Annotated in this window: 14 protein-coding genes and 2 tRNA genes; 12 read left to right on the plus strand and 4 right to left on the minus strand. The window is 60.2% G+C overall.

Translation table 11 applies throughout. The features are described 5' to 3' along the window. Positions 1 to 24: 24 nt before the first annotated feature. The 5 genes from hflK to OK411_RS03735 all read left to right on the plus strand — a co-directional run bounded on the left by hflK (position 25) and on the right by OK411_RS03735 (position 6978). A complete protein-coding gene (hflK, locus tag OK411_RS03715) occupies positions 25 to 1191 on the plus strand; it encodes an FtsH protease activity modulator HflK (protein WP_024011368.1) in 1167 nt (388 codons plus the stop codon). Continuing rightward, positions 1191 to 2060, plus strand: a complete 870-nt coding sequence (gene hflC / locus OK411_RS03720; protein ID WP_016771945.1) for a protease modulator HflC — start codon at positions 1191 to 1193, stop codon at positions 2058 to 2060. The genes hflK and hflC overlap by 1 nt, the downstream gene beginning before the upstream one ends. A gap of 312 nt (positions 2061 to 2372) precedes the next feature. Further along, positions 2373 to 3560: an ATP phosphoribosyltransferase regulatory subunit gene (locus tag OK411_RS03725; RefSeq protein ID WP_016771944.1), complete on the plus strand. Its 1188-nt coding sequence runs from the start codon at positions 2373 to 2375 to the stop codon at positions 3558 to 3560. Between the two features lie 54 nt (positions 3561 to 3614). Next, positions 3615 to 4904, plus strand: coding sequence for an adenylosuccinate synthase (locus OK411_RS03730; RefSeq protein WP_016771943.1), 1290 nt, complete (start codon positions 3615 to 3617; stop codon positions 4902 to 4904). Between the two features lie 139 nt (positions 4905 to 5043). Then, the gene (locus tag OK411_RS03735) at positions 5044 to 6978 is read left to right on the plus strand and encodes a methyl-accepting chemotaxis protein (RefSeq protein ID WP_264364441.1); all 1935 of its coding nucleotides are present in this window, start codon (positions 5044 to 5046) and stop codon (positions 6976 to 6978) included. 80 nt (positions 6979 to 7058) lie between these two features. Here the strand turns inward: OK411_RS03735 and OK411_RS03740 are convergent, their stop codons facing one another. From OK411_RS03740 to OK411_RS03755, 4 genes are all read right to left on the minus strand, one after another. Next, positions 7059 to 8624, minus strand: coding sequence for an ABC transporter permease (locus OK411_RS03740; protein ID WP_122601479.1), 1566 nt, complete (start codon positions 8622 to 8624; stop codon positions 7059 to 7061). Continuing rightward, a complete protein-coding gene (locus OK411_RS03745) occupies positions 8624 to 9634 on the minus strand; it encodes an extracellular solute-binding protein (RefSeq protein WP_016771941.1) in 1011 nt (336 codons plus the stop codon). The genes OK411_RS03740 and OK411_RS03745 overlap by 1 nt, the downstream gene beginning before the upstream one ends. A gap of 299 nt (positions 9635 to 9933) precedes the next feature. Beyond that, a tRNA-Leu gene (locus tag OK411_RS03750) sits at positions 9934 to 10020 on the minus strand. A gap of 180 nt (positions 10021 to 10200) precedes the next feature. Further along, positions 10201 to 10287: transfer RNA gene (locus OK411_RS03755), tRNA-Leu, on the minus strand. Between the two features lie 225 nt (positions 10288 to 10512). On the opposite strand from OK411_RS03755, the gene rnr reads away from it, so the two are divergent. The 7 genes from rnr (at position 10513) to dnaB (ending at position 17804) form a co-directional block, all read left to right on the plus strand. Further along, positions 10513 to 13143, plus strand: a complete 2631-nt coding sequence (gene rnr, locus OK411_RS03760) for a ribonuclease R (RefSeq protein ID WP_122610363.1) — start codon at positions 10513 to 10515, stop codon at positions 13141 to 13143. Further along, positions 13140 to 13904 (plus strand): 23S rRNA (guanosine(2251)-2'-O)-methyltransferase RlmB, encoded by a 765-nt coding sequence (gene rlmB, locus OK411_RS03765; protein WP_024011372.1) that lies wholly within the window; start codon positions 13140 to 13142, stop codon positions 13902 to 13904. Before rnr ends, rlmB begins: the two co-directional genes overlap by 4 nt. Before the next feature lie 305 nt (positions 13905 to 14209). After that, positions 14210 to 14632 carry a 30S ribosomal protein S6 gene (gene rpsF / locus OK411_RS03770; protein ID WP_016771938.1) on the plus strand — a complete coding sequence of 141 codons (423 nt, stop codon included), beginning with the start codon at positions 14210 to 14212 and terminating at the stop codon, positions 14630 to 14632. Between the two features lie 29 nt (positions 14633 to 14661). Further along, on the plus strand, positions 14662 to 14892 hold the full coding sequence (gene rpsR, locus OK411_RS03775; RefSeq protein ID WP_002551829.1) for a 30S ribosomal protein S18: 231 nt from the start codon (positions 14662 to 14664) through the stop codon (positions 14890 to 14892). A 36-nt stretch (positions 14893 to 14928) separates the two neighbouring features. Further along, positions 14929 to 15822 carry a hypothetical protein gene (locus OK411_RS03780; RefSeq protein ID WP_016771937.1) on the plus strand — a complete coding sequence of 298 codons (894 nt, stop codon included), beginning with the start codon at positions 14929 to 14931 and terminating at the stop codon, positions 15820 to 15822. 18 nt (positions 15823 to 15840) lie between these two features. Next, positions 15841 to 16287, plus strand: coding sequence for a 50S ribosomal protein L9 (rplI, locus tag OK411_RS03785; RefSeq protein ID WP_003221136.1), 447 nt, complete (start codon positions 15841 to 15843; stop codon positions 16285 to 16287). Positions 16288 to 16406: 119 nt separating this feature from the next. Next, a complete protein-coding gene (gene dnaB, locus OK411_RS03790) occupies positions 16407 to 17804 on the plus strand; it encodes a replicative DNA helicase (RefSeq protein ID WP_016771936.1) in 1398 nt (465 codons plus the stop codon). Positions 17805 to 17842: the final 38 nt, after the last annotated feature.

Genomic DNA, 17842 nt, shown 5'->3' on the forward strand with positions numbered 1-17842 from the left:
TTGCTTTATCAGATGGAGAGCGCTATGGCTTGGAATGAGCCGGGTGGCAACTCGAATAATCAGGATCCCTGGGGTGGCAAGCGCCGCAATAACGGCGACCGCAAGGGGCCACCGGATCTCGACGAGGCCTTCCGAAAGCTGCAGGAAAGCCTGAACGGGTTGTTCGGTGGTGGTAAGAAACGCGGTGATGACGGCGGCGGGTCGGGGCGCAGCAGTGGCGGCTTCGGCGGTCTGCTCGGCATCGGCCTGGTCGTGCTCGCGGCTGTCTGGCTGTACAGCGCGGTCTACGTGGTGGACGAGCAGGAGCAAGCCGTGGTGCTGCGCTTCGGCAAGTACTACGAGACTGTCGGCCCGGGTCTGAACATCTACTTCCCGCCGATCGACAAGAAGTACATGGAGAACGTGACGCGTGAGCGTGCGTACACCAAGCAGGGCCAGATGTTGACTGAAGACGAGAACATCGTCGAAGTGCCGCTGACCGTGCAGTACAAGATCAGCAACCTGCAGGACTTCGTGCTGAACGTCGATCAGCCGGAAATCAGCCTGCAGCACGCGACTGAAAGTGCGCTGCGTCACGTGGTCGGTTCCACCGCCATGGATCAGGTGCTGACCGAAGGTCGTGAATTGATGGCCAGCGAAATCAAGGAGCGTCTGCAACGTTTCCTCGATACCTATCGCACCGGTATCACCGTCACCCAGGTCAACGTACAGAGCGCAGCGGCACCGCGTGAAGTACAGGAAGCCTTCGATGACGTGATCCGCGCCCGTGAAGACGAGCAGCGTTCGCGCAACCAGGCTGAAACCTACGCCAACGGCGTTGTGCCGGAAGCCCGTGGTCAGGCCCAGCGCATCATCGAAGATGCCAACGGTTACCGCGACGAGACCATCTCGCGCGCCAAGGGTGAGGCCGATCGCTTCACCAAACTGGTCGCCGAGTATCGCAAGGCACCTGAAGTCACCCGTGAGCGTCTGTACCTGGACACCATGCAGGAAGTCTTCAGCAATACCAGCAAGGTCCTCGTGACCGGCAACAAGAACGGCCAGAGCAATCTGCTCTACCTGCCGTTGGACAAGATGATCCAGAACAGTTCGGGTAATGCACCGGTGACCGGTTCGGCCGCCAGCAACAACACGGACGTCACGCCGCATGTCACCGACGTGCCGCAGACGCGTACAAGGGAGACCCGCTGATGAGCAATAAATCGCTGATCGCCCTGATCGTTGGCGTCGTTGTGGTACTGGTGGGCTGGAATTGCTTCTACATCGTCGCTCAGACCGAGCGCGCGGTGCTGCTGCAATTCGGTCGTGTGGTTCAGGCCGATGTCCAGCCGGGTCTGCATGTGAAGGTGCCTTACGTCAACCAGGTGCGCAAATTCGACGCGCGTCTGCTGACGCTGGATGCACCGACGCAGCGCTTCCTGACTCTGGAAAAGAAAGCCGTGATGGTCGATGCCTACGCCAAGTGGCGGGTGAAAGATGCCGAGCGCTTCTACACCGCGACTTCGGGTCTGAAGCAGATCGCCGACGAGCGTCTGTCCCGTCGTCTCGAATCGGGCCTGCGTGACCAGTTCGGCAAGCGCACCCTGCACGAAGTGGTGTCGGGTGAACGTGATGCGCTGATGGCTGACATCACTGCGTCGCTGAACAAGATGGCGGAAAAGGAGCTGGGTATCGAAGTGGTCGATGTCCGGGTCAAGGCCATCGATCTGCCGAAGGAAGTGAACCGCAGCGTGTTCGAGCGTATGAGCACCGAGCGTGAGCGTGAAGCTCGCGAGCACCGCGCCAAGGGTAACGAGCTGGCCGAAGGCATCCGTGCCGACGCCGATCGTCAACGCCGCGTGCTGCTGGCCGAAGCCTATCGTGAATCCGAAGAGGTTCGCGGTGACGGTGACGCCCAGGCTGCTGCGATCTACTCCAAGGCCTACGGCCAGGACCAGGAGTTCTACGGTTTCTACCGTAGCCTGCGTGCCTACCGTGAAAGCTTCGCGAACAAATCCGACGTCCTGGTCCTCGACCCAAGCAGCGACTTCTTCCGTTATCTGGAAAAAGCCAAACCTTGATACGACGTTGACCTGAATCAGTCCGCCCGGCGGCTAAAACCTCGGGCGGGGTGATCCTTTCGGAAAACGTGTGTATGATGCGGCAGCCGGGAAATTCCCGGCTTTTTTGCGTCTGCACGTTTGATTGCTGTTTTTGTTGCAGACATCGGGTTTGAATAGCCCGGGCGTTTTTCGAGGAAAGTGATGGGCGAAGCCGCCAGCCGGCCTTTCGCTGCGTCGTTCATGCGCGTGCGTTTTGAACGCCCCGGTCATTTTCTGCTTCACTCAAGGCTCGCCTAGTGCTGGCCGCCCGGATCAAAGGGGAATGGCGTAATGGCAACGGTAGACCGCTGGCTGCTGCCAGATGGCATCGAAGAAGTACTGCCACCGGAGGCGGCGCGCATTGAAGTCGCGCGTCGTCAGGTGTTGGATCTGTTCCAGAGCTGGGGTTACGAGTTCGTCGTGACTCCCCATATCGAGTACCTGGAATCCCTGCTGACCGGCGCGGGCCAGGACCTGGATCTGCGTACCTTCAAGGTCATCGACCCGCAATCGGGCCGGCAGATGGGTTTCCGCGCCGACATCACGCCGCAAGTGGCGCGCATCGATGCGCACACCCTGCGTCGCGAAGGCCCGAGCCGTCTGTGCTACGCCGGCAGCGTCCTGCATGCTCAGCCGCGTGCATTGTCGTCCTCGCGCAGCCCGATCCAGCTGGGCGCCGAGCTGTACGGCGACGCCAGCCCGAGCAGCGATGTCGAAGTCATCAGTCTGATGCTGGCCATGCTGCAACTGGCCGATGTGCCGGACGTGCACATGGACCTCGGCCATGTCGGCATCTACCGTGGTCTGGCGCGCGCCGCCGGTCTGTCTGGTGAAGTTGAACAGCAGTTGTTCGATGCCCTGCAGCGCAAGGCCATCGATGAAGTGATTACCCTGACCGAAGGCCTGCCGGCCGATCTGTCGGGCATGCTGCGCGCACTGGTTGATCTGTGTGGCGGCCGTGAAGTGTTGAGCGCTGCCCGCGAGCGTCTGGCCAATGCGCCGGCGCCGGTGCTGGCGGCGCTGGAAGATCTGCTGGCGATCGCCGAGCGTCTTTCCGTGCGCTTCCCGCAGCTGCCGCTGTATTTCGACCTCGGCGAGTTGCGCGGCTACCACTACCACACCGGTGTGGTGTTCGCGGTGTTCGTGCCGGGCGTTGGCCAGTCCATCGCTCAGGGCGGTCGTTACGATGACATCGGTGCCGACTTCGGTCGCGCCCGTCCGGCGACTGGTTTCTCTACCGATTTGAAAACCCTGGTGACCCTGGGGCGTGCTGAGATCGAGCTACCGTCTGGCGGTATCTGGATGCCTGACAGTACGGATGCGGCACTCTGGCAGCAGGTTTGCCAGTTGCGCAGTGAGGGTCAGCGTGTCGTTCAGGCCTTGCCTGGACAACCTTTGGCCGCTGCCCGTGATGCGGACTGCGACCGGCAATTGATTCAGCAGAACGGGCTTTGGCAAGTATCGCCACTGGCTTCTTGAGTTTTCCTGCCGGCCATCGCCGGCACCAAGTTTGCGCGAATGAGGACAAGTGTTATGGGTAAGAATGTCGTAGTCCTGGGCACCCAGTGGGGTGATGAGGGCAAAGGCAAGATCGTTGATCTGCTGACCGAACATGCTGCCGCCGTAGTGCGCTACCAGGGTGGCCACAACGCGGGTCACACGCTGGTGATCGACGGCGAGAAAACCGTCTTGCACCTGATTCCGTCGGGCGTGCTGCGCGAAGGCGTGCAATGCCTGATCGGCAACGGCGTGGTGGTTGCACCTGACGCTCTGCTGCGCGAGATCACCAAGCTGGAAGAGAAAGGCGTACCGGTGCGCGAGCGCCTGCGTATCAGCCCGTCCTGCCCGCTGATCCTGTCCTTCCACGTCGCGCTGGACCAGGCCCGTGAAAAGGCCCGTGGCGAGCTGAAGATCGGTACCACCGGTCGCGGCATCGGCCCGGCTTACGAAGATAAAGTTGCCCGTCGTGGCCTGCGTGTCGGCGACCTGCTGAACATGCCACGCTTCGAAGACAAACTGCGTGAACTGGTGGATTACCACAACTTCATGCTGGTCGGTTACTACAAAGAACCAGCCATCGAATTCGAAAAGACCCTGGCCGAGTGCAAGGAATACGCTGAGCTGCTCAAGCCGCTGATGCTCGACGTGACTGCCGAGCTGCACGATCTGCGTCGTGCCGGCAAGGACATCATGTTCGAAGGCGCGCAAGGTTCGTTGCTCGACATCGACCACGGCACCTACCCGTACGTGACCAGCTCCAACACCACCGCTGGTGGCGTGGCGACCGGTTCGGGCGTGGGTCCGATGTTCCTCGACTACATCCTGGGCATCACCAAGGCCTACACCACTCGCGTCGGTTCCGGCCCGTTCCCGACCGAGCTGTTTGACGAAGTCGGTGCGCACCTGGCCAAGCAAGGTCACGAGTTCGGCGCCACCACTGGTCGCGCCCGTCGTTGCGGTTGGTTTGACGCCGTCATCCTGCGTCGCGCTATCGACGTGAACAGCATCTCGGGCATCTGCCTGACCAAGCTGGACGTACTCGACGGCCTGGAAACCATCAACATCTGCGTCGGCTACAAGGACGCGCAGGGCAATGCCGTTGCGCCGACCGATGCTGACAGCTACGTCGGCCTGCAGCCGGTGTACGAAGAAGTACCGGGCTGGAGCGAATCGACCGTGGGTGCCAAGACCCTGGAAGAGCTGCCGGCCAATGCTCGTGCCTACATCAAACGCGTTGAAGAGTTGATCGGCGCGCCGATCGACATTATTTCGACGGGCCCGGACCGCAACGAAACCATCGTTCTGCGTCATCCGTTCGCTTGATAAGTTGTTGATGTAAAAAACAAAGGCCCCTTAATCGGGGCCTTTGTCGTTTATGCCTGTTGGACGGCATGACCTTTGCTGTGAATCTGCCTACAAGAGTGCCATCAAATTAATGGCGTCAGAAGTAGAGGGATTTAAAGTGTCAGCCGTTCTCTCACTGTTACAAAGCCGTTTGTTGCGGCCGGTGTTCGTTACCCTTGGTATCGCCCTTTTGGTGCAGGTGTTGGTGGCGGTTGCCCTGACGCGGAGCACGGTGACCGCGCTGGAAGCCGATCTGGCCGTGCGCCTGGGTGCCGACAGCCAGAAACTCTCCGGTGAGCTGGAGCAGGCGGGGCGTGAAGTCACTTCAAGTCTTGATGCGTTATCGGCCAGCACTCGTCAGCGCCTCACGGCTGGCCTGTCCGCACGCCTCAAAGAAGAGCAGGCGCAACTGCGGGCGACGCTGGAAAAGGATCTGAAGGATTCGGCCAACGACATGGCGCAGTTGCTTGCATCCGTAGCGCCGCGTGCCATGTGGGACAGCGACGTGCCGACGCTCTCGGAGTTCGCTCGTCGCGCCCAGCGCAATCCCAACGTGCTGTTCGTGGTGTATGACGACGCCACCGGCCAGCATTTGACTCGTTACCTCAACCGTGAAAACCCGATCAACAAGGCCTTGCTGGAAAAAGGTCAGGGCGAGCGTGCGCTGGATAAGGTGCTGGATGCGGCGAAAAACGATCCTTCGGTTTACTACCTCGAAGCCTCGATCAATCCCAATGGCGTGGAGATCGGCAAAGTGCTGATGGGTGTGTCCACGGCCTCGGTGGAAACCGATCTCGCCGAGCTCGACAAGCGCTTCCTGGCGCTGATTGCCAGCAGCGATCAATTGGTCGGTGACAGCCTCAAAGGCGCAGCGGCGGACAGTGCCAAGGCGATGCAGGCGCGTCTGCAATCGGCGCAGGGCACCGCTGGCGAAATGAAAGCCAACACCGCACAAACCGTTCAAGACGCTGCCGCGACACTGCGCTGGCGTATCGGCCTTGGCCTTGCGCTGGTCGGTTGCGGCGTTCTGCTGTTGCTGGCCGTGGTGCTCGGTCATCGCGTGGTCAATCGTCTGAAAATGCTCAATGCAGCGATGGGCGATCTGGCAGCAGGCGAGGGTGATCTGACCAAGCGTGTGCAGATCAACAGCAAGGATGAAATCGGCGACATGGCTTCGGCGGTCAATCGCTTTGTGGATAAATTGCAGCCGATCGTACGCGAGGCGGGTGATGTCGCTCAGCGCACTGGCGTGGAAATCGGCGCGATGACTTTGCGCAACGCTGGCGCCGATGCGGCTGCCGGAATGCAGCGCGATGAAGTGGCGGAAAGCCTTCGCGCGCTGTCGCAAATGGCAGACGAGGCGCAGTCGGAAAGTCAGGCAATGCAGGCGGCGCTGAAGCAGGTTGTCGATATTCGTCAGGCCACCGATGAGAACACCCGGACTTCGGCGAAAGTTGGCAGCCTGATCGAAGCGCTGGCCGGGCAGGTCGATACCGGGGCGAAGGTTATCGAGCGACTGGCGCAGCAGAGCGAGCAGATCGAGGTGGTGTTGACGGTGATTCACGGCATCGCCGAACAGACTAACCTGCTGGCATTGAACGCTGCGATCGAGGCGGCGCGCGCCGGTGAAACCGGGCGTGGGTTTGCCGTGGTCGCGGATGAAGTGCGTGCACTGGCGAGCAAAACGCAGAGCTCGACGGGTGATATTCAAGCGCACATCGTTGCTCTGCAGCAAGGCGCACGTGAGGCAGTCGAGGCGATTGGTCAGGCCGGACGACAGGCCAGCGAAGGTTTGCTGGTGTTGCGCGACAGTGCGCGTTTGCAGCAATCGGTGCAGGCTTCGGTCGAGCAGGTGCATGCGGCGATCGGTCTGGCGACGCAAGCAGCAGCGCATCAGGCGCAGGGTGCACAGGCAGTGCGTGGGCGCGTCGAGACGATTCACGCCCAAGCCGAGAAAGCGGCGCAGGCAGTGGTGGAGACCACGGCCAGTGGCAAGGTGCTGGATGGTCTGGCGGCGCAGTTGAAGGCTAGCCTGGGACAGTTCCGCGCTTAAGATCAAAAGATCGCAGCCTGCGGCAGCTCCTACAGGGAAACGCAAATTCCGATGTAGGAGCTGCCGAAGGCTGCGATCTTTTAGCGGCTGAGATACATCCGCGTCGTCAGCAGATAAACCGGCAACCCCGAGACCACAATCAACAACGCCGCATAAGGCGCCGCCGCCGCAAACTCGACATTCGCCGTATGCGCCCAGACTTCGGTCGCCAATGTATTGAGTCCGGTTGGGCTGAGCAGCAACGTTGCCGTCAATTCCTTCATCGCATCAAGAAATACCAGCGCAAACGCTGCGCCCAGTGCCGGGAAAATGATCGGCAAGGTCACCCGGCAAAACGCGGTGAACGACGATGCGCCTAATGTCCGCGCCGCTTCTTCCAGCTGCGGTGCAGCCTTGTTCAGCGCAGTACGGATCGGCGCCTGCGCCAATGGCAGGAACAGCAGCGCATAGGCGATCAGCAGCAAGCCCGACGTCTGATACAGCACCGGCACGTAATGCAGGGCGAAATACACCAGCGTCAACGCAATCACCAGGCCCGGCAGCGCGTGCAACAGATAAGGCAGGCGTTCGGCCCAGATTGCCAATCGGCCTTTATAGCGCACCACCAGCAACCCGACCGGCACCGCCAGCACCAGGCACAGCGCCGCGCCGCCCAATGACAATGCCAGCGATGACAACAGCGCCTCGGTGATCGCCGCTACCGGGAACGCCGCCGATGAGCCGACCGCCAGCCAATACGCCAACATCCCCAACGGAATGCCGCTGCCGATAATCGCCAGCAACAGGCAATACAACTGACCAAGCGCCGCCCACGGTCCAAGCTTTACCTGTTCAGCTTGCCGCGCCGCGCCCTGGCCGGTGCGCACATGCCGGCCCTTGCCACGCACGCGCAGCTCCAGCCACAACAGCAGCAGACACAGCGCCAGCAACACCGCCGAAAGCATCGCGGCGTTGGCATTGCTGAATTCCAGTTCGAATTGCTGGTAGATCGCCGTGGTGAAGGTTTGCAGGCCAATGATCGACAGCGCGCCGAATTCCACCAGCATGTGCAGGGCAATCAGCAGCGAACCGGCCAGCAGCGATGGCCACAGCAGCGGCAGGGTGACGCGGAAAAATACGCCCCAGCGATTCTGTCCCAACGTGCGGGCGGATTCTTCGAGGGAGGGATCGAGATTGCGCAGGGTCGCCGCAACTGGGAGGAAGATCAGCGGATACTTCGACAGGCTCATCACCAGAATCGCCCCGCCGAGGCCTTCGAATTGCGCGCTGAGCGAGACCCAGGTGAAGCTGCTGACAAACGCCGGCACCGCAAACGGCAGGCACAGGATCACGCCCCACAGGCGCCGCCCCGGCAGATTGCTACGCTCCAGCAGCCACGCCAGCGACAGACCTATCACGGCGCAGGTAACCGTCACGCCGACCATCAGTGCCAAGGTGTTGCGCAACAGGCCGAACACATACGGGCGCCACAGCAAATGCAGCGCCTCGGCCCAGCCGGCCTGCCAGGCTTTCAGTCCGACATAGGCCAGAGGCAGCAGGCTCATGACCACCAGTAGCAATACCGGCAGCACCAGCCAGATTGACGGTCTTTTGCGTCTTGGCACGTAACCCCCGCGCGCGGCGGGGGCCGATAACGATGCTGCCATCAGTTCAGGCCAACTTCGCGTTCCAGCTCCAGCGCTTCTTCAGCATTGCCCAGATCCGCCGGAGTGACGTTCGGCGCTTCCAGTTCGCTGAACGGCTTGAGGCCGCGATCCGACTCCATGCCTTTGTGCAGCGGGTATTCGGCGGTGGTCTGAGTGATCACGCGCTGACCTTCTTCGCTGGCCATGAAGGCGAGGAATTGCTGGGCTTCTTTTGGATGTTTGCTGGATTTCAGCACGGCAGCGCTGGACACGGTGATCAAGCCGCCAGCGTCGCCGCCGGTGAAATAATGCAGCTTGGAGTCGAGCTTGCCTTTCTCGCGTTGCAGGGCGAACCAGTAGTAGTTGTTCACCAGTACGGTAGCGACTTCGCCGTTTTCCACAGCTTTGAGTGCGACCATGTTGTTGCTGTAGGTCTTGCCGAACGCGCGCAGGCCGGTCAGCCATTCTTCGGCGGCGTCACGACCGTGCAGCTTGATGATTGCTACTGCCTGTTCCTGGAAGGCGCCACTGGTCGGCACGAAGCCGACCTTGCCTTGCCACTGCGGCTCGGAGAATTCCATCACCGATTTCGGCAGGTCTTTTTCATCGATCAGTTTCGGATTGAACGCGACCACGCGCACGCGCGCGGTAACGCCGATCCAGGTACCGTTGGCGGCGACGTATTTTTCCGGCAAAACCGCTAGGGTGGCGTCATCGGCCTTGGCCAGCAGACCCTGTTCGCCGAGGTTGTTCAGCGGCGGCGACTCTTCGGTGTAGATCACATCGGCGGGCGAGCGGTCGCCTTCTTCGATGATCTGGCTCGCGAGCTGGTTGCTGCTGCCTTTGCGCACGTTGACGTGGATGCCGGTCTTGGCTTCGAAAGCCTTGGCAATCGCGTCGCCGACTTCCTTGTGCTGGCCGTTGTAGAGAGTCAGGGAAACCGCATCGGCAGCCTGGGTGAGGGGAGTGGCGAGTGCCAGGCCGAGGAGGGTGAAGGTCAGGCCTCGGCGCAGGGTATTTCGAAACGTCATTCGCAGGGTTCCTCACTGTCGCATTGCAAAAACTTGCAACAATGATAAACGATATTGTTTCTCAAGTGCGCCTTGTGGGGCGACTGGTGATTGTGTAGGAGCTGCCGAAGGCTGCGATCTTTTTGATCTTGCTGTTAAACGGTAGGGGTCAAAAGCAAGATCAAAAGATCGCAGCCTCGTTGCACTCGTCAGCTCCTACACGCTCCTACAAGACCTGCGGAAATTCAGGAAGCCAGAAACGCAAAAACCCGCTTTCGCGGGTTTTTGTGAAATCCAAGGCGTGAACCTTGAATTTGAATTGGTGCCCAGAAGAAGACTCGAACTTCCACGACCGTAAGGTCACCAGCACCTGAAGCTGGCGTGTCTACCAATTTCACCATCTGGGCAATCATCGCAAGCGTTGCCGCTGTTGATGTGGCGCACTATACGGAGGCCTTTTTGATCTGTAAACCCCTGATTTGGTTTTAATAAATCAGTGTGAGCAAAAGCTTTCCCGCAAATGCAAAAAACCCGCTTTCGCGGGTTTTGTGTGAGTGTTGAAACTGATCTAGTCTCAAACTCGAAATTGGTGCCCAGGAGAAGACTCGAACTTCCACGACCGTAAGGTCACCAGCACCTGAAGCTGGCGTGTCTACCAATTTCACCACCTGGGCATCATCGAAAGCGCTTGTGCGTCGTCGATGGCGCGCACTATACGGAGCGTCTTTTTAACTGTAAACCCCTGCCGCAGAAAAAACTGAATTTTTTTACCAGCGGCGTTCAAAACGGTGTCCGAGCGTCGATACAAGGCCTTGCACAGCCTTATAGAAGCGGAAATTTCCCGTTTCCCGGCGCCTATGCCAAACTAACCCGCATATAGACAAGGTGAAAACTCTCTAATGGCCGATTGGCAGTCCCTCGATCCCGAGGCCGCTCGTGAAGCGGAAAAATACGAAAACCCTATTCCCAGCCGCGAACTGATCCTGGCGCACCTCGCCGATCGGGGTTCGCCTGCTGCCCGCGAGCAACTGGTCGAAGAGTTTGGTCTGACCACAGAAGACCAGATCGAGGCCCTGCGCCGCCGCTTGCGCGCCATGGAGCGCGACGCTCAACTGATCTACACCCGCCGTGGCACTTACGCGCCGGTCGACAAGCTCGACCTGATCCTCGGCCGCATCAGCGGTCACCGTGACGGTTTCGGCTTCTTGGTGCCGGACGACGGCAGCGACGACCTGTTCATGAGCCCGGCGCAAATGCGTCTGGTGTTCGACGGTGACCGTGCGCTGGCCCGGGTTTCCGGTCTCGACCGTCGTGGTCGCCGTGAAGGCGTGATCGTCGAGGTGGTGTCCCGCGCTCACGAAACCATCGTTGGTCGCTACTTCGAAGAAGGCGGCATCGGTTTCGTGGTTGCCGACAATCCGAAGATCCAGCAGGAAGTGCTGGTGACGCCGGGCCGCAACGCCAACGCGCAGATCGGTCAGTTCGTCGAAGTGAAAATCACCCACTGGCCAACGCCGCGCTTCCAGCCGCAAGGCGATGTGGTCGAAGTGGTCGGCAACTACATGGCCCCGGGCATGGAAATCGATGTTGCCCTGCGCACTTACGACATTCCGCACGTCTGGCCTGAAGCGGTTGTGAAAGAAGCCGCCAAGCTCAAGCCGGAAGTTGAAGAAAAAGACAAAGAGAAGCGCATCGACTTGCGCCATCTGCCGTTCGTCACCATCGACGGCGAAGACGCCCGCGACTTCGATGACGCGGTCTACTGCGAAGCCAAGCCGGGCAAGTTGCGTCTGTTCTCCGGTGGCTGGAAGTTGTACGTGGCGATTGCCGACGTTTCCAGTTACGTGAAGATCGGCTCGGCGCTGGACAACGAAGCTCAGGTTCGCGGCAACTCGGTGTATTTCCCCGAGCGCGTGATTCCGATGCTGCCGGAGCAACTGTCCAACGGCCTGTGCTCGCTGAACCCGCAAGTCGATCGTCTGGCCATGGTTTGCGAGATGACCATCTCCAAGTCCGGCGAAATGACCGACTACTGCTTCTATGAGGCGGTGATCCATTCCCACGCCCGTCTGACCTATAACAAGGTCAGCGCGATGCTGGAAACGCCGAAGGCGACCGAAGCGCGCAAACTGCGCGGTGAGTACACCGACGTCGTGCCGCACCTCAAACAGCTCTACGCGTTGTACAAAGTATTGCTGGCTGCCCGTCACGTACGTGGCGCGATCGATTTTGAAACCCAGGAAACCCGGATCATCTTCGGCTCCGAGCGCAAGATCGCCGAAATCCGTCCGACCGTGCGCAACGATGCGCACAAGCTGATCGAGGAGTGCATGCTGGCCGCCAACGTGGCCACTGCCGAATTCCTCAAGAAGCACGAAATTCCTGCGCTGTATCGTGTTCACGCCGGTCCGCCGCCAGAGCGTCTGGAAAAACTGCGCGCGTTCCTCGGTGAGCTCGGCCTGTCCCTGCACAAAGGCAAGGACGGTCCGTCGCCGAAGGATTATCAGGCCCTGCTGGCGAGCATCAAGGATCGTCCGGATTTCCACCTGATCCAGACCGTCATGCTGCGTTCGTTGAGTCAAGCGGTGTACAGCGCTGAAAACGATGGCCACTTCGGCCTGAATTACGAAGCCTATACCCACTTCACCTCGCCGATCCGTCGTTATCCGGACCTGCTCACGCACCGCGCGATCCGCAGCGTGATCCATTCGAAACAGGACACCCCGCACGTTCGTCGTGCCGGGGCGATGACCATTCCGAAAGCGCGCATCTATCCGTACGACGAAGCGGCACTGGAGCAGCTCGGCGAGCAGTGCTCGATGAGCGAGCGCCGTGCCGACGAAGCGACCCGCGACGTGGTGAACTGGCTCAAGTGCGAGTTCATGAAGGATCGCGTCGGCGAGTCGTTCCCGGGCGTGATCACCGCAGTGACCGGTTTTGGTCTGTTCGTCGAGCTGACCGATATCTACGTCGAAGGCCTGGTGCATGTCACCGCACTGCCGGGCGATTACTACCACTTTGATCCTGTGCATCACCGCTTGGCGGGCGAGCGCACCGGTCGCAGTTTCCGTCTTGGCGACACCGTTGAAGTACGCGTCATGCGCGTCGACCTAGACGAGCGCAAGATCGACTTCGAGATGGCCGAGAAAACCATCAGCGCGCCGATTGGTCGCAAAAAACGTGGCACCGAAACCGCTGCGCCTGCTGCGAAGGCTGCGGAAGAAAAGGCTCCAGCGAAAACCGCCAGCCGTCGTCCGGCCAAGGAAAAGGTCGCCGAAGCCTATCGCCCGAGCGACGCCGTGGCGAAAAACGCCGAGCTGCGCAAAAGCCGTGAATTGAAGAAGGCCTTGCTGGCCGATGCGAAAAACGGTGGTAAAGCGGCGTCCGGGGGAAAGACCGGACGGTCGGCGCCTGACAGGGCGACCGACGGCAAGCCAGCCAAGCCGAGCAAACACCGTAAGGGCCCGCCAAAAGCGGGTTCCGCTCCAGCCAAAAGTGGCGGAGCGCGTAAACCGAAGGCGAAGTCATGAGTCAGTTGGAAAAAATCTACGGCGTTCATGCGGTAGAAGCGTTGCTGCGTCACCACCCAAAGCGCGTCAAGCAGATCTGGCTGGCGGAAAGCCGTAACGATCCGCGCGTGCAGACGCTGGTCGAGCTGGCTAATGAAAACCGTGTTCAGGTCGGCCAGGCCGAGCGTCGCGAAATGGACGCCTGGGTTGAAGGCGTGCACCAGGGCGTGGTCGCGGAAGTCAGCCCGAGTCAGGTCTGGGGCGAAGCGATGCTCGACGAGTTGCTTGATCGCACCGAAGGCGCGCCGCTGTTGCTGGTGCTCGACGGTGTGACCGATCCGCACAACCTCGGCGCCTGCCTGCGCTCGGCCGATGCGGCCGGTGCGCTGGCGGTGATCGTGCCGAAGGACAAGTCGGCCACGCTGACCCCGGTGGTGCGTAAAGTCGCCTGCGGCGCCGCGGAAGTGATTCCGCTGGTGGCCGTGACAAACCTGGCGCGCACGTTGGAAAAACTCCAGCAGCGCGGTTTGTGGGTAGTCGGCACCGCAGGTGAAGCCGAGGTCAGCATTTATGACCAGGACCTCACCGGCCCGACCATCCTGATCATGGGCGCCGAAGGCAAAGGCATGCGCCGCCTGACCCGCGAGCATTGCGACTATCTGGTGAATCTGCCGATGGCCGGCAGCGTCAGCAGCCTCAACGTGTCGGTCGCCACCGGCGTGTGCCTGTTCGAAGCCCAGCGCCAGCGCGGTGCGAAGGCCAAGGCTGCCGCAAAGAAATAAGCTTCACGCAATCAACTGTGGGAGCGAGCCTGCTCGCGAAGAGGTGTGTCAGTCGACGTCATTGTTGCCTGACAGGCCGCATTCGCGAGCAGGCTCGCTCCCACATTCGGTTACGGTGTCTGGAAGATCGGTGGTTGTTCAAATAATCACCAATTGCCTTGCGCCCCCGCAGTCCCTTCTCTACAATTGCGCCCCTTGCTGTGACGGCAGGCACGCATGTGCCCCGCGCCAGCAAGTCCATAAGTGTCATTCACTCCTTGTCTGACCGTTTTTGAGCGGCAGGCTACAACCCGTAAGGAGCATTCATGCGTCATTACGAAATCATCTTTCTGGTCCACCCGGATCAGAGCGAGCAAGTCGGCGGCATGGTTGAGCGTTACACCAAGCTGATCGAAGAAGACGGCGGCAAAATCCACCGTCTGGAAGACTGGGGCCGTCGTCAACTGGCCTACGCAATCAACAATGTTCACAAGGCTCACTACGTGATGCTGAACGTTGAGTGCACTGGCAAGGCTCTGGCCGAGCTGGAAGACAACTTCCGCTACAACGATGCAGTGATCCGTAACCTGGTCATCCGTCGCGACGAAGCCGTTACCGGCCAGTCCGAGATGCTCAAGGCTGAAGAAAACCGCAGTGAGCGCCGTGAGCGTCGCGACCGTCCTGAGCACGAAGGCGCCGAAGGCACCGACAGTGATGACAGCGACAACAGCGATAACGCTGACGAGTAATCCACGGACCTTATTAAGGAGCCTATCAAATGGCACGTTTCTTCCGTCGTCGTAAATTCTGCCGCTTCACCGCTGAAGACGTGAAAGAGATCGACTACAAAGATCTCAACACTCTGAAAGCTTACGTATCCGAGACCGGCAAAATCGTTCCAAGCCGCATCACCGGTACCAAAGCTCGTTATCAGCGTCAGCTGGCCACCGCTATCAAGCGCGCCCGCTTCCTGGCCCTGCTGGCCTACACCGACAGCCACGGCCGCTGAGACCGGGCAGTCGACAAGTAGCAAAGGATTGAATGCATGCGCGCCTTAGCTGAGTTCATCATGCGAGGCCGAATGCAGGCCACTCTCGTGGTGGCCGGATGTGCAACATTGCCGTTGTTGTATTGGTTGGGTGCTGCCGCCGGGAGCCTTGTGCTGCTGCGGCGCGGATTGACGGACGCCCTTGGCGTTCTGTCACTGGGACTGCTGCCGGCATTGATCTGGTGGCTGTATGCCGACGACCCACGGGCACTTCTGGTGCTGCTGGGGTCTTCGGGGCTTGCGTTGGTTTTGCGCGCAAGCGAATCCTGGGTCCGCACGCTGCTGGTCAGCGTAGTGATCGGAGTGGTGTTTTCAGTGGTGCTCGGGGTCGCGTTTGCGGCCCAGATCGAGATGCTTGCACAGGCCCTTATAAAGGTCATGCCGGCACTTCTTGGTGAGACCTACAAGCAATTGTCGGTCGATGAGCAAGCGCGTTTCGCGTCCCTGATTGCACCAGTCCTGACCGGACTGATTGCGGCCTTGTTGCAGATCGTCAGCGTGCTGAGCCTGATTGTCGGGCGGCATTGGCAGGCGTTGTTGTACAACCCGGGTGGTTTCGGTCGCGAGTTTCGCGCCATCCGCATCCCGCTGGGGCCGGCGATGTTACTGCTGGCGTTGATGCTTCTGGGCCCGAATCTCGGTGCACAGATGGCCATGTTGACGCCGTTGTGCAGTGTACCGCTGGTGTTCGCCGGGCTGGCCCTGATTCACGGGCTGGTCGGGCAGAAGCGACTGGCCGGTTTCTGGCTGGTGGGGTTGTACGTCACGCTGCTGTTGTTCATGCAGCTGATCTATCCGTTGCTCGTGGTTCTGGCCATTGTCGACAGCCTGATTGATTTTCGCGGTCGTCACGTGTCGAAAGACACCGACAGCGCGAACGGTGAAGGTTAAAAGTTAGAGGATTTTCACATGCAACTGATCCTTCTGGAAAAAATCGCCAACCTGGGCAACCTGGGCGACAAAGTAAACGTTAAGGCCGGTTACGGCCGTAACTACCTGCTGCCTTTCGGCAAGGCTACCGCTGCGACCGCTGCCAACCTGGCTGCGTTCGAAGAGCGTCGCGCCGAGCTGGAAAAAGCCGCCGCAGACCGTAAGGCATCGGCTGAAAGCCGTGCTGCCCAACTGGCCGAGCTGGAAGTGACCATCACTGCCACCGCTGGCGACGAAGGCAAGCTGTTCGGTTCGATCGGTACTCACGACATCGCTGACGCACTGACCGCTTCCGGCGTTGAAGTGCAGAAGAGCGAAGTTCGTCTGCCGAACGGCACCATCCGCAACGTGGGTGAATTCGACGTGGCCGTGCACCTGCACGCCGAAGTTGAAGCCACCGTACGCGTTGTCGTGGTAGCAGCTTAAGCAACACGGATCGGCTGGCGGCTTGTCCGTCAGGCGGTTAACATCGGGCACGATCCTGTTTACAGGTCGTGCCCTTTGTCTTTCTGAATTCCCTGCTTTTCACTAATACTCAAGTGGCCATGAACGATATCTCCGCTCCCGAGCAATACGATCTGCAAACCGCTGCCCTGAAGGTGCCGCCGCATTCCATCGAGGCTGAACAGGCCGTACTCGGTGGTCTGATGCTGGACAACAACGCCTGGGAACGCGTGCTCGATCAAGTCTCCGACGGCGATTTCTATCGACATGACCACCGCCTGATCTTCCGCGCGATCGCCAAACTGGCCGATCAGAACTCGCCGATCGACGTCGTGACCCTTGCCGAACAACTCGACAAGGAAGGCCAGACGTCGCAAGTCGGCGGCCTCGGCTATCTTGGCGAACTGGCGAAAAACACCCCGTCCGTCGCCAACATCAAGGCCTATGCGCAGATCGTCCGCCAGCGTGCGACGTTGCGCCAATTGATCGGCATCAGCACCGAGATTGCCGACAGCGCCTTCAACCCGGAAGGTCGCACCGCTGAAGAAATCCTCGACGAAGCCGAACGGCAGATCTTCCAGATCGCCGAAGCGCGGCCGAAGACCGGCGGCCCGGTCGGCGTCAATGAGCTGCTGACCAAGGCCATCGACCGCATCGACACGTTGTTCAACACCGCCGACGCGATCACCGGTCTGTCTACGGGTTACACCGACCTCGATGAGAAGACCAGCGGCTTGCAGCCGTCCGACCTGATCATTGTCGCCGGCCGACCGTCGATGGGTAAGACCACCTTCGCGATGAACCTGGTGGAAAACGCCGTGTTGCGCAGCGAGAAGGCTGTCCTGGTTTACTCCCTCGAGATGCCAGGCGAATCGCTGATCATGCGTATGCTGTCTTCGCTCGGCCGAATCGATCAGACCAAGGTGCGTTCCGGCCAACTCGAAGACGACGACTGGCCGCGCCTGACATCGGCGGTCAATCTGCTCAACGACCGCAAACTGTTCATCGATGACACCGCCGGCATCAGCCCGTCGGAAATGCGCGCGCGAACCCGGCGTCTGGTGCGTGAGCACGGCGATGTCGGCCTGATCATGATCGACTACCTGCAACTGATGCAGATTCCCGGGTCCAGCGGTGACAACCGCACCAACGAGATTTCCGAGATCTCGCGATCCCTGAAAGCCCTGGCCAAGGAATTCAACTGTCCGGTAGTGGCGCTGTCGCAGCTCAACCGTTCCCTTGAACAGCGCCCGAACAAACGCCCGGTGAACTCCGACTTGCGGGAATCCGGAGCGATCGAGCAGGACGCCGACGTGATCATGTTCGTTTACCGCGACGAGGTGTATCACCCGGAAACCGAGCACAAGGGCATCGCCGAAATCATCATCGGCAAGCAGCGTAACGGCCCGATCGGTTTCATTCGGCTGGCGTTCATCGGTAAATACACGCGCTTCGAAAACCTCGCACCAGGCAGTTACAACTTCGACGACGACGAATGACAGCAGGCCGGATCATCCGGCTGCTGTCTTGGCCTGCT

The organism is Pseudomonas sp. RG1 (assembly GCF_025910115.1).
In the GTDB taxonomy this organism is placed as follows: domain Bacteria; phylum Pseudomonadota; class Gammaproteobacteria; order Pseudomonadales; family Pseudomonadaceae; genus Aquipseudomonas; species Aquipseudomonas atacamensis.

Bases quoted from the DNA above. Each gene is read 5' to 3' on its own strand.
- hflK (WP_024011368.1), top strand. From the start codon at position 25: ATGGCTTGGAATGAGCCGGGTGGCAACTCGAATAATCAGGATCCCTGG.
- hflC (WP_016771945.1), top strand. From the start codon at position 1,191: ATGAGCAATAAATCGCTGATCGCCCTGATCGTTGGCGTCGTTGTGGTA.
- OK411_RS03725 (WP_016771944.1), top strand. From the start codon at position 2,373: ATGGCAACGGTAGACCGCTGGCTGCTGCCAGATGGCATCGAAGAAGTA.
- OK411_RS03730 (WP_016771943.1), top strand. From the start codon at position 3,615: ATGGGTAAGAATGTCGTAGTCCTGGGCACCCAGTGGGGTGATGAGGGC.
- OK411_RS03740 (WP_122601479.1), bottom strand. From the start codon at position 8,624: ATGGCAGCATCGTTATCGGCCCCCGCCGCGCGCGGGGGTTACGTGCCA.
- OK411_RS03745 (WP_016771941.1), bottom strand. From the start codon at position 9,634: ATGACGTTTCGAAATACCCTGCGCCGAGGCCTGACCTTCACCCTCCTC.
- rnr (WP_122610363.1), top strand. From the start codon at position 10,513: ATGGCCGATTGGCAGTCCCTCGATCCCGAGGCCGCTCGTGAAGCGGAA.
- rlmB (WP_024011372.1), top strand. From the start codon at position 13,140: ATGAGTCAGTTGGAAAAAATCTACGGCGTTCATGCGGTAGAAGCGTTG.
- rpsF (WP_016771938.1), top strand. From the start codon at position 14,210: ATGCGTCATTACGAAATCATCTTTCTGGTCCACCCGGATCAGAGCGAG.
- rpsR (WP_002551829.1), top strand. From the start codon at position 14,662: ATGGCACGTTTCTTCCGTCGTCGTAAATTCTGCCGCTTCACCGCTGAA.
- OK411_RS03780 (WP_016771937.1), top strand. From the start codon at position 14,929: ATGCGCGCCTTAGCTGAGTTCATCATGCGAGGCCGAATGCAGGCCACT.
- rplI (WP_003221136.1), top strand. From the start codon at position 15,841: ATGCAACTGATCCTTCTGGAAAAAATCGCCAACCTGGGCAACCTGGGC.
- dnaB (WP_016771936.1), top strand. From the start codon at position 16,407: ATGAACGATATCTCCGCTCCCGAGCAATACGATCTGCAAACCGCTGCC.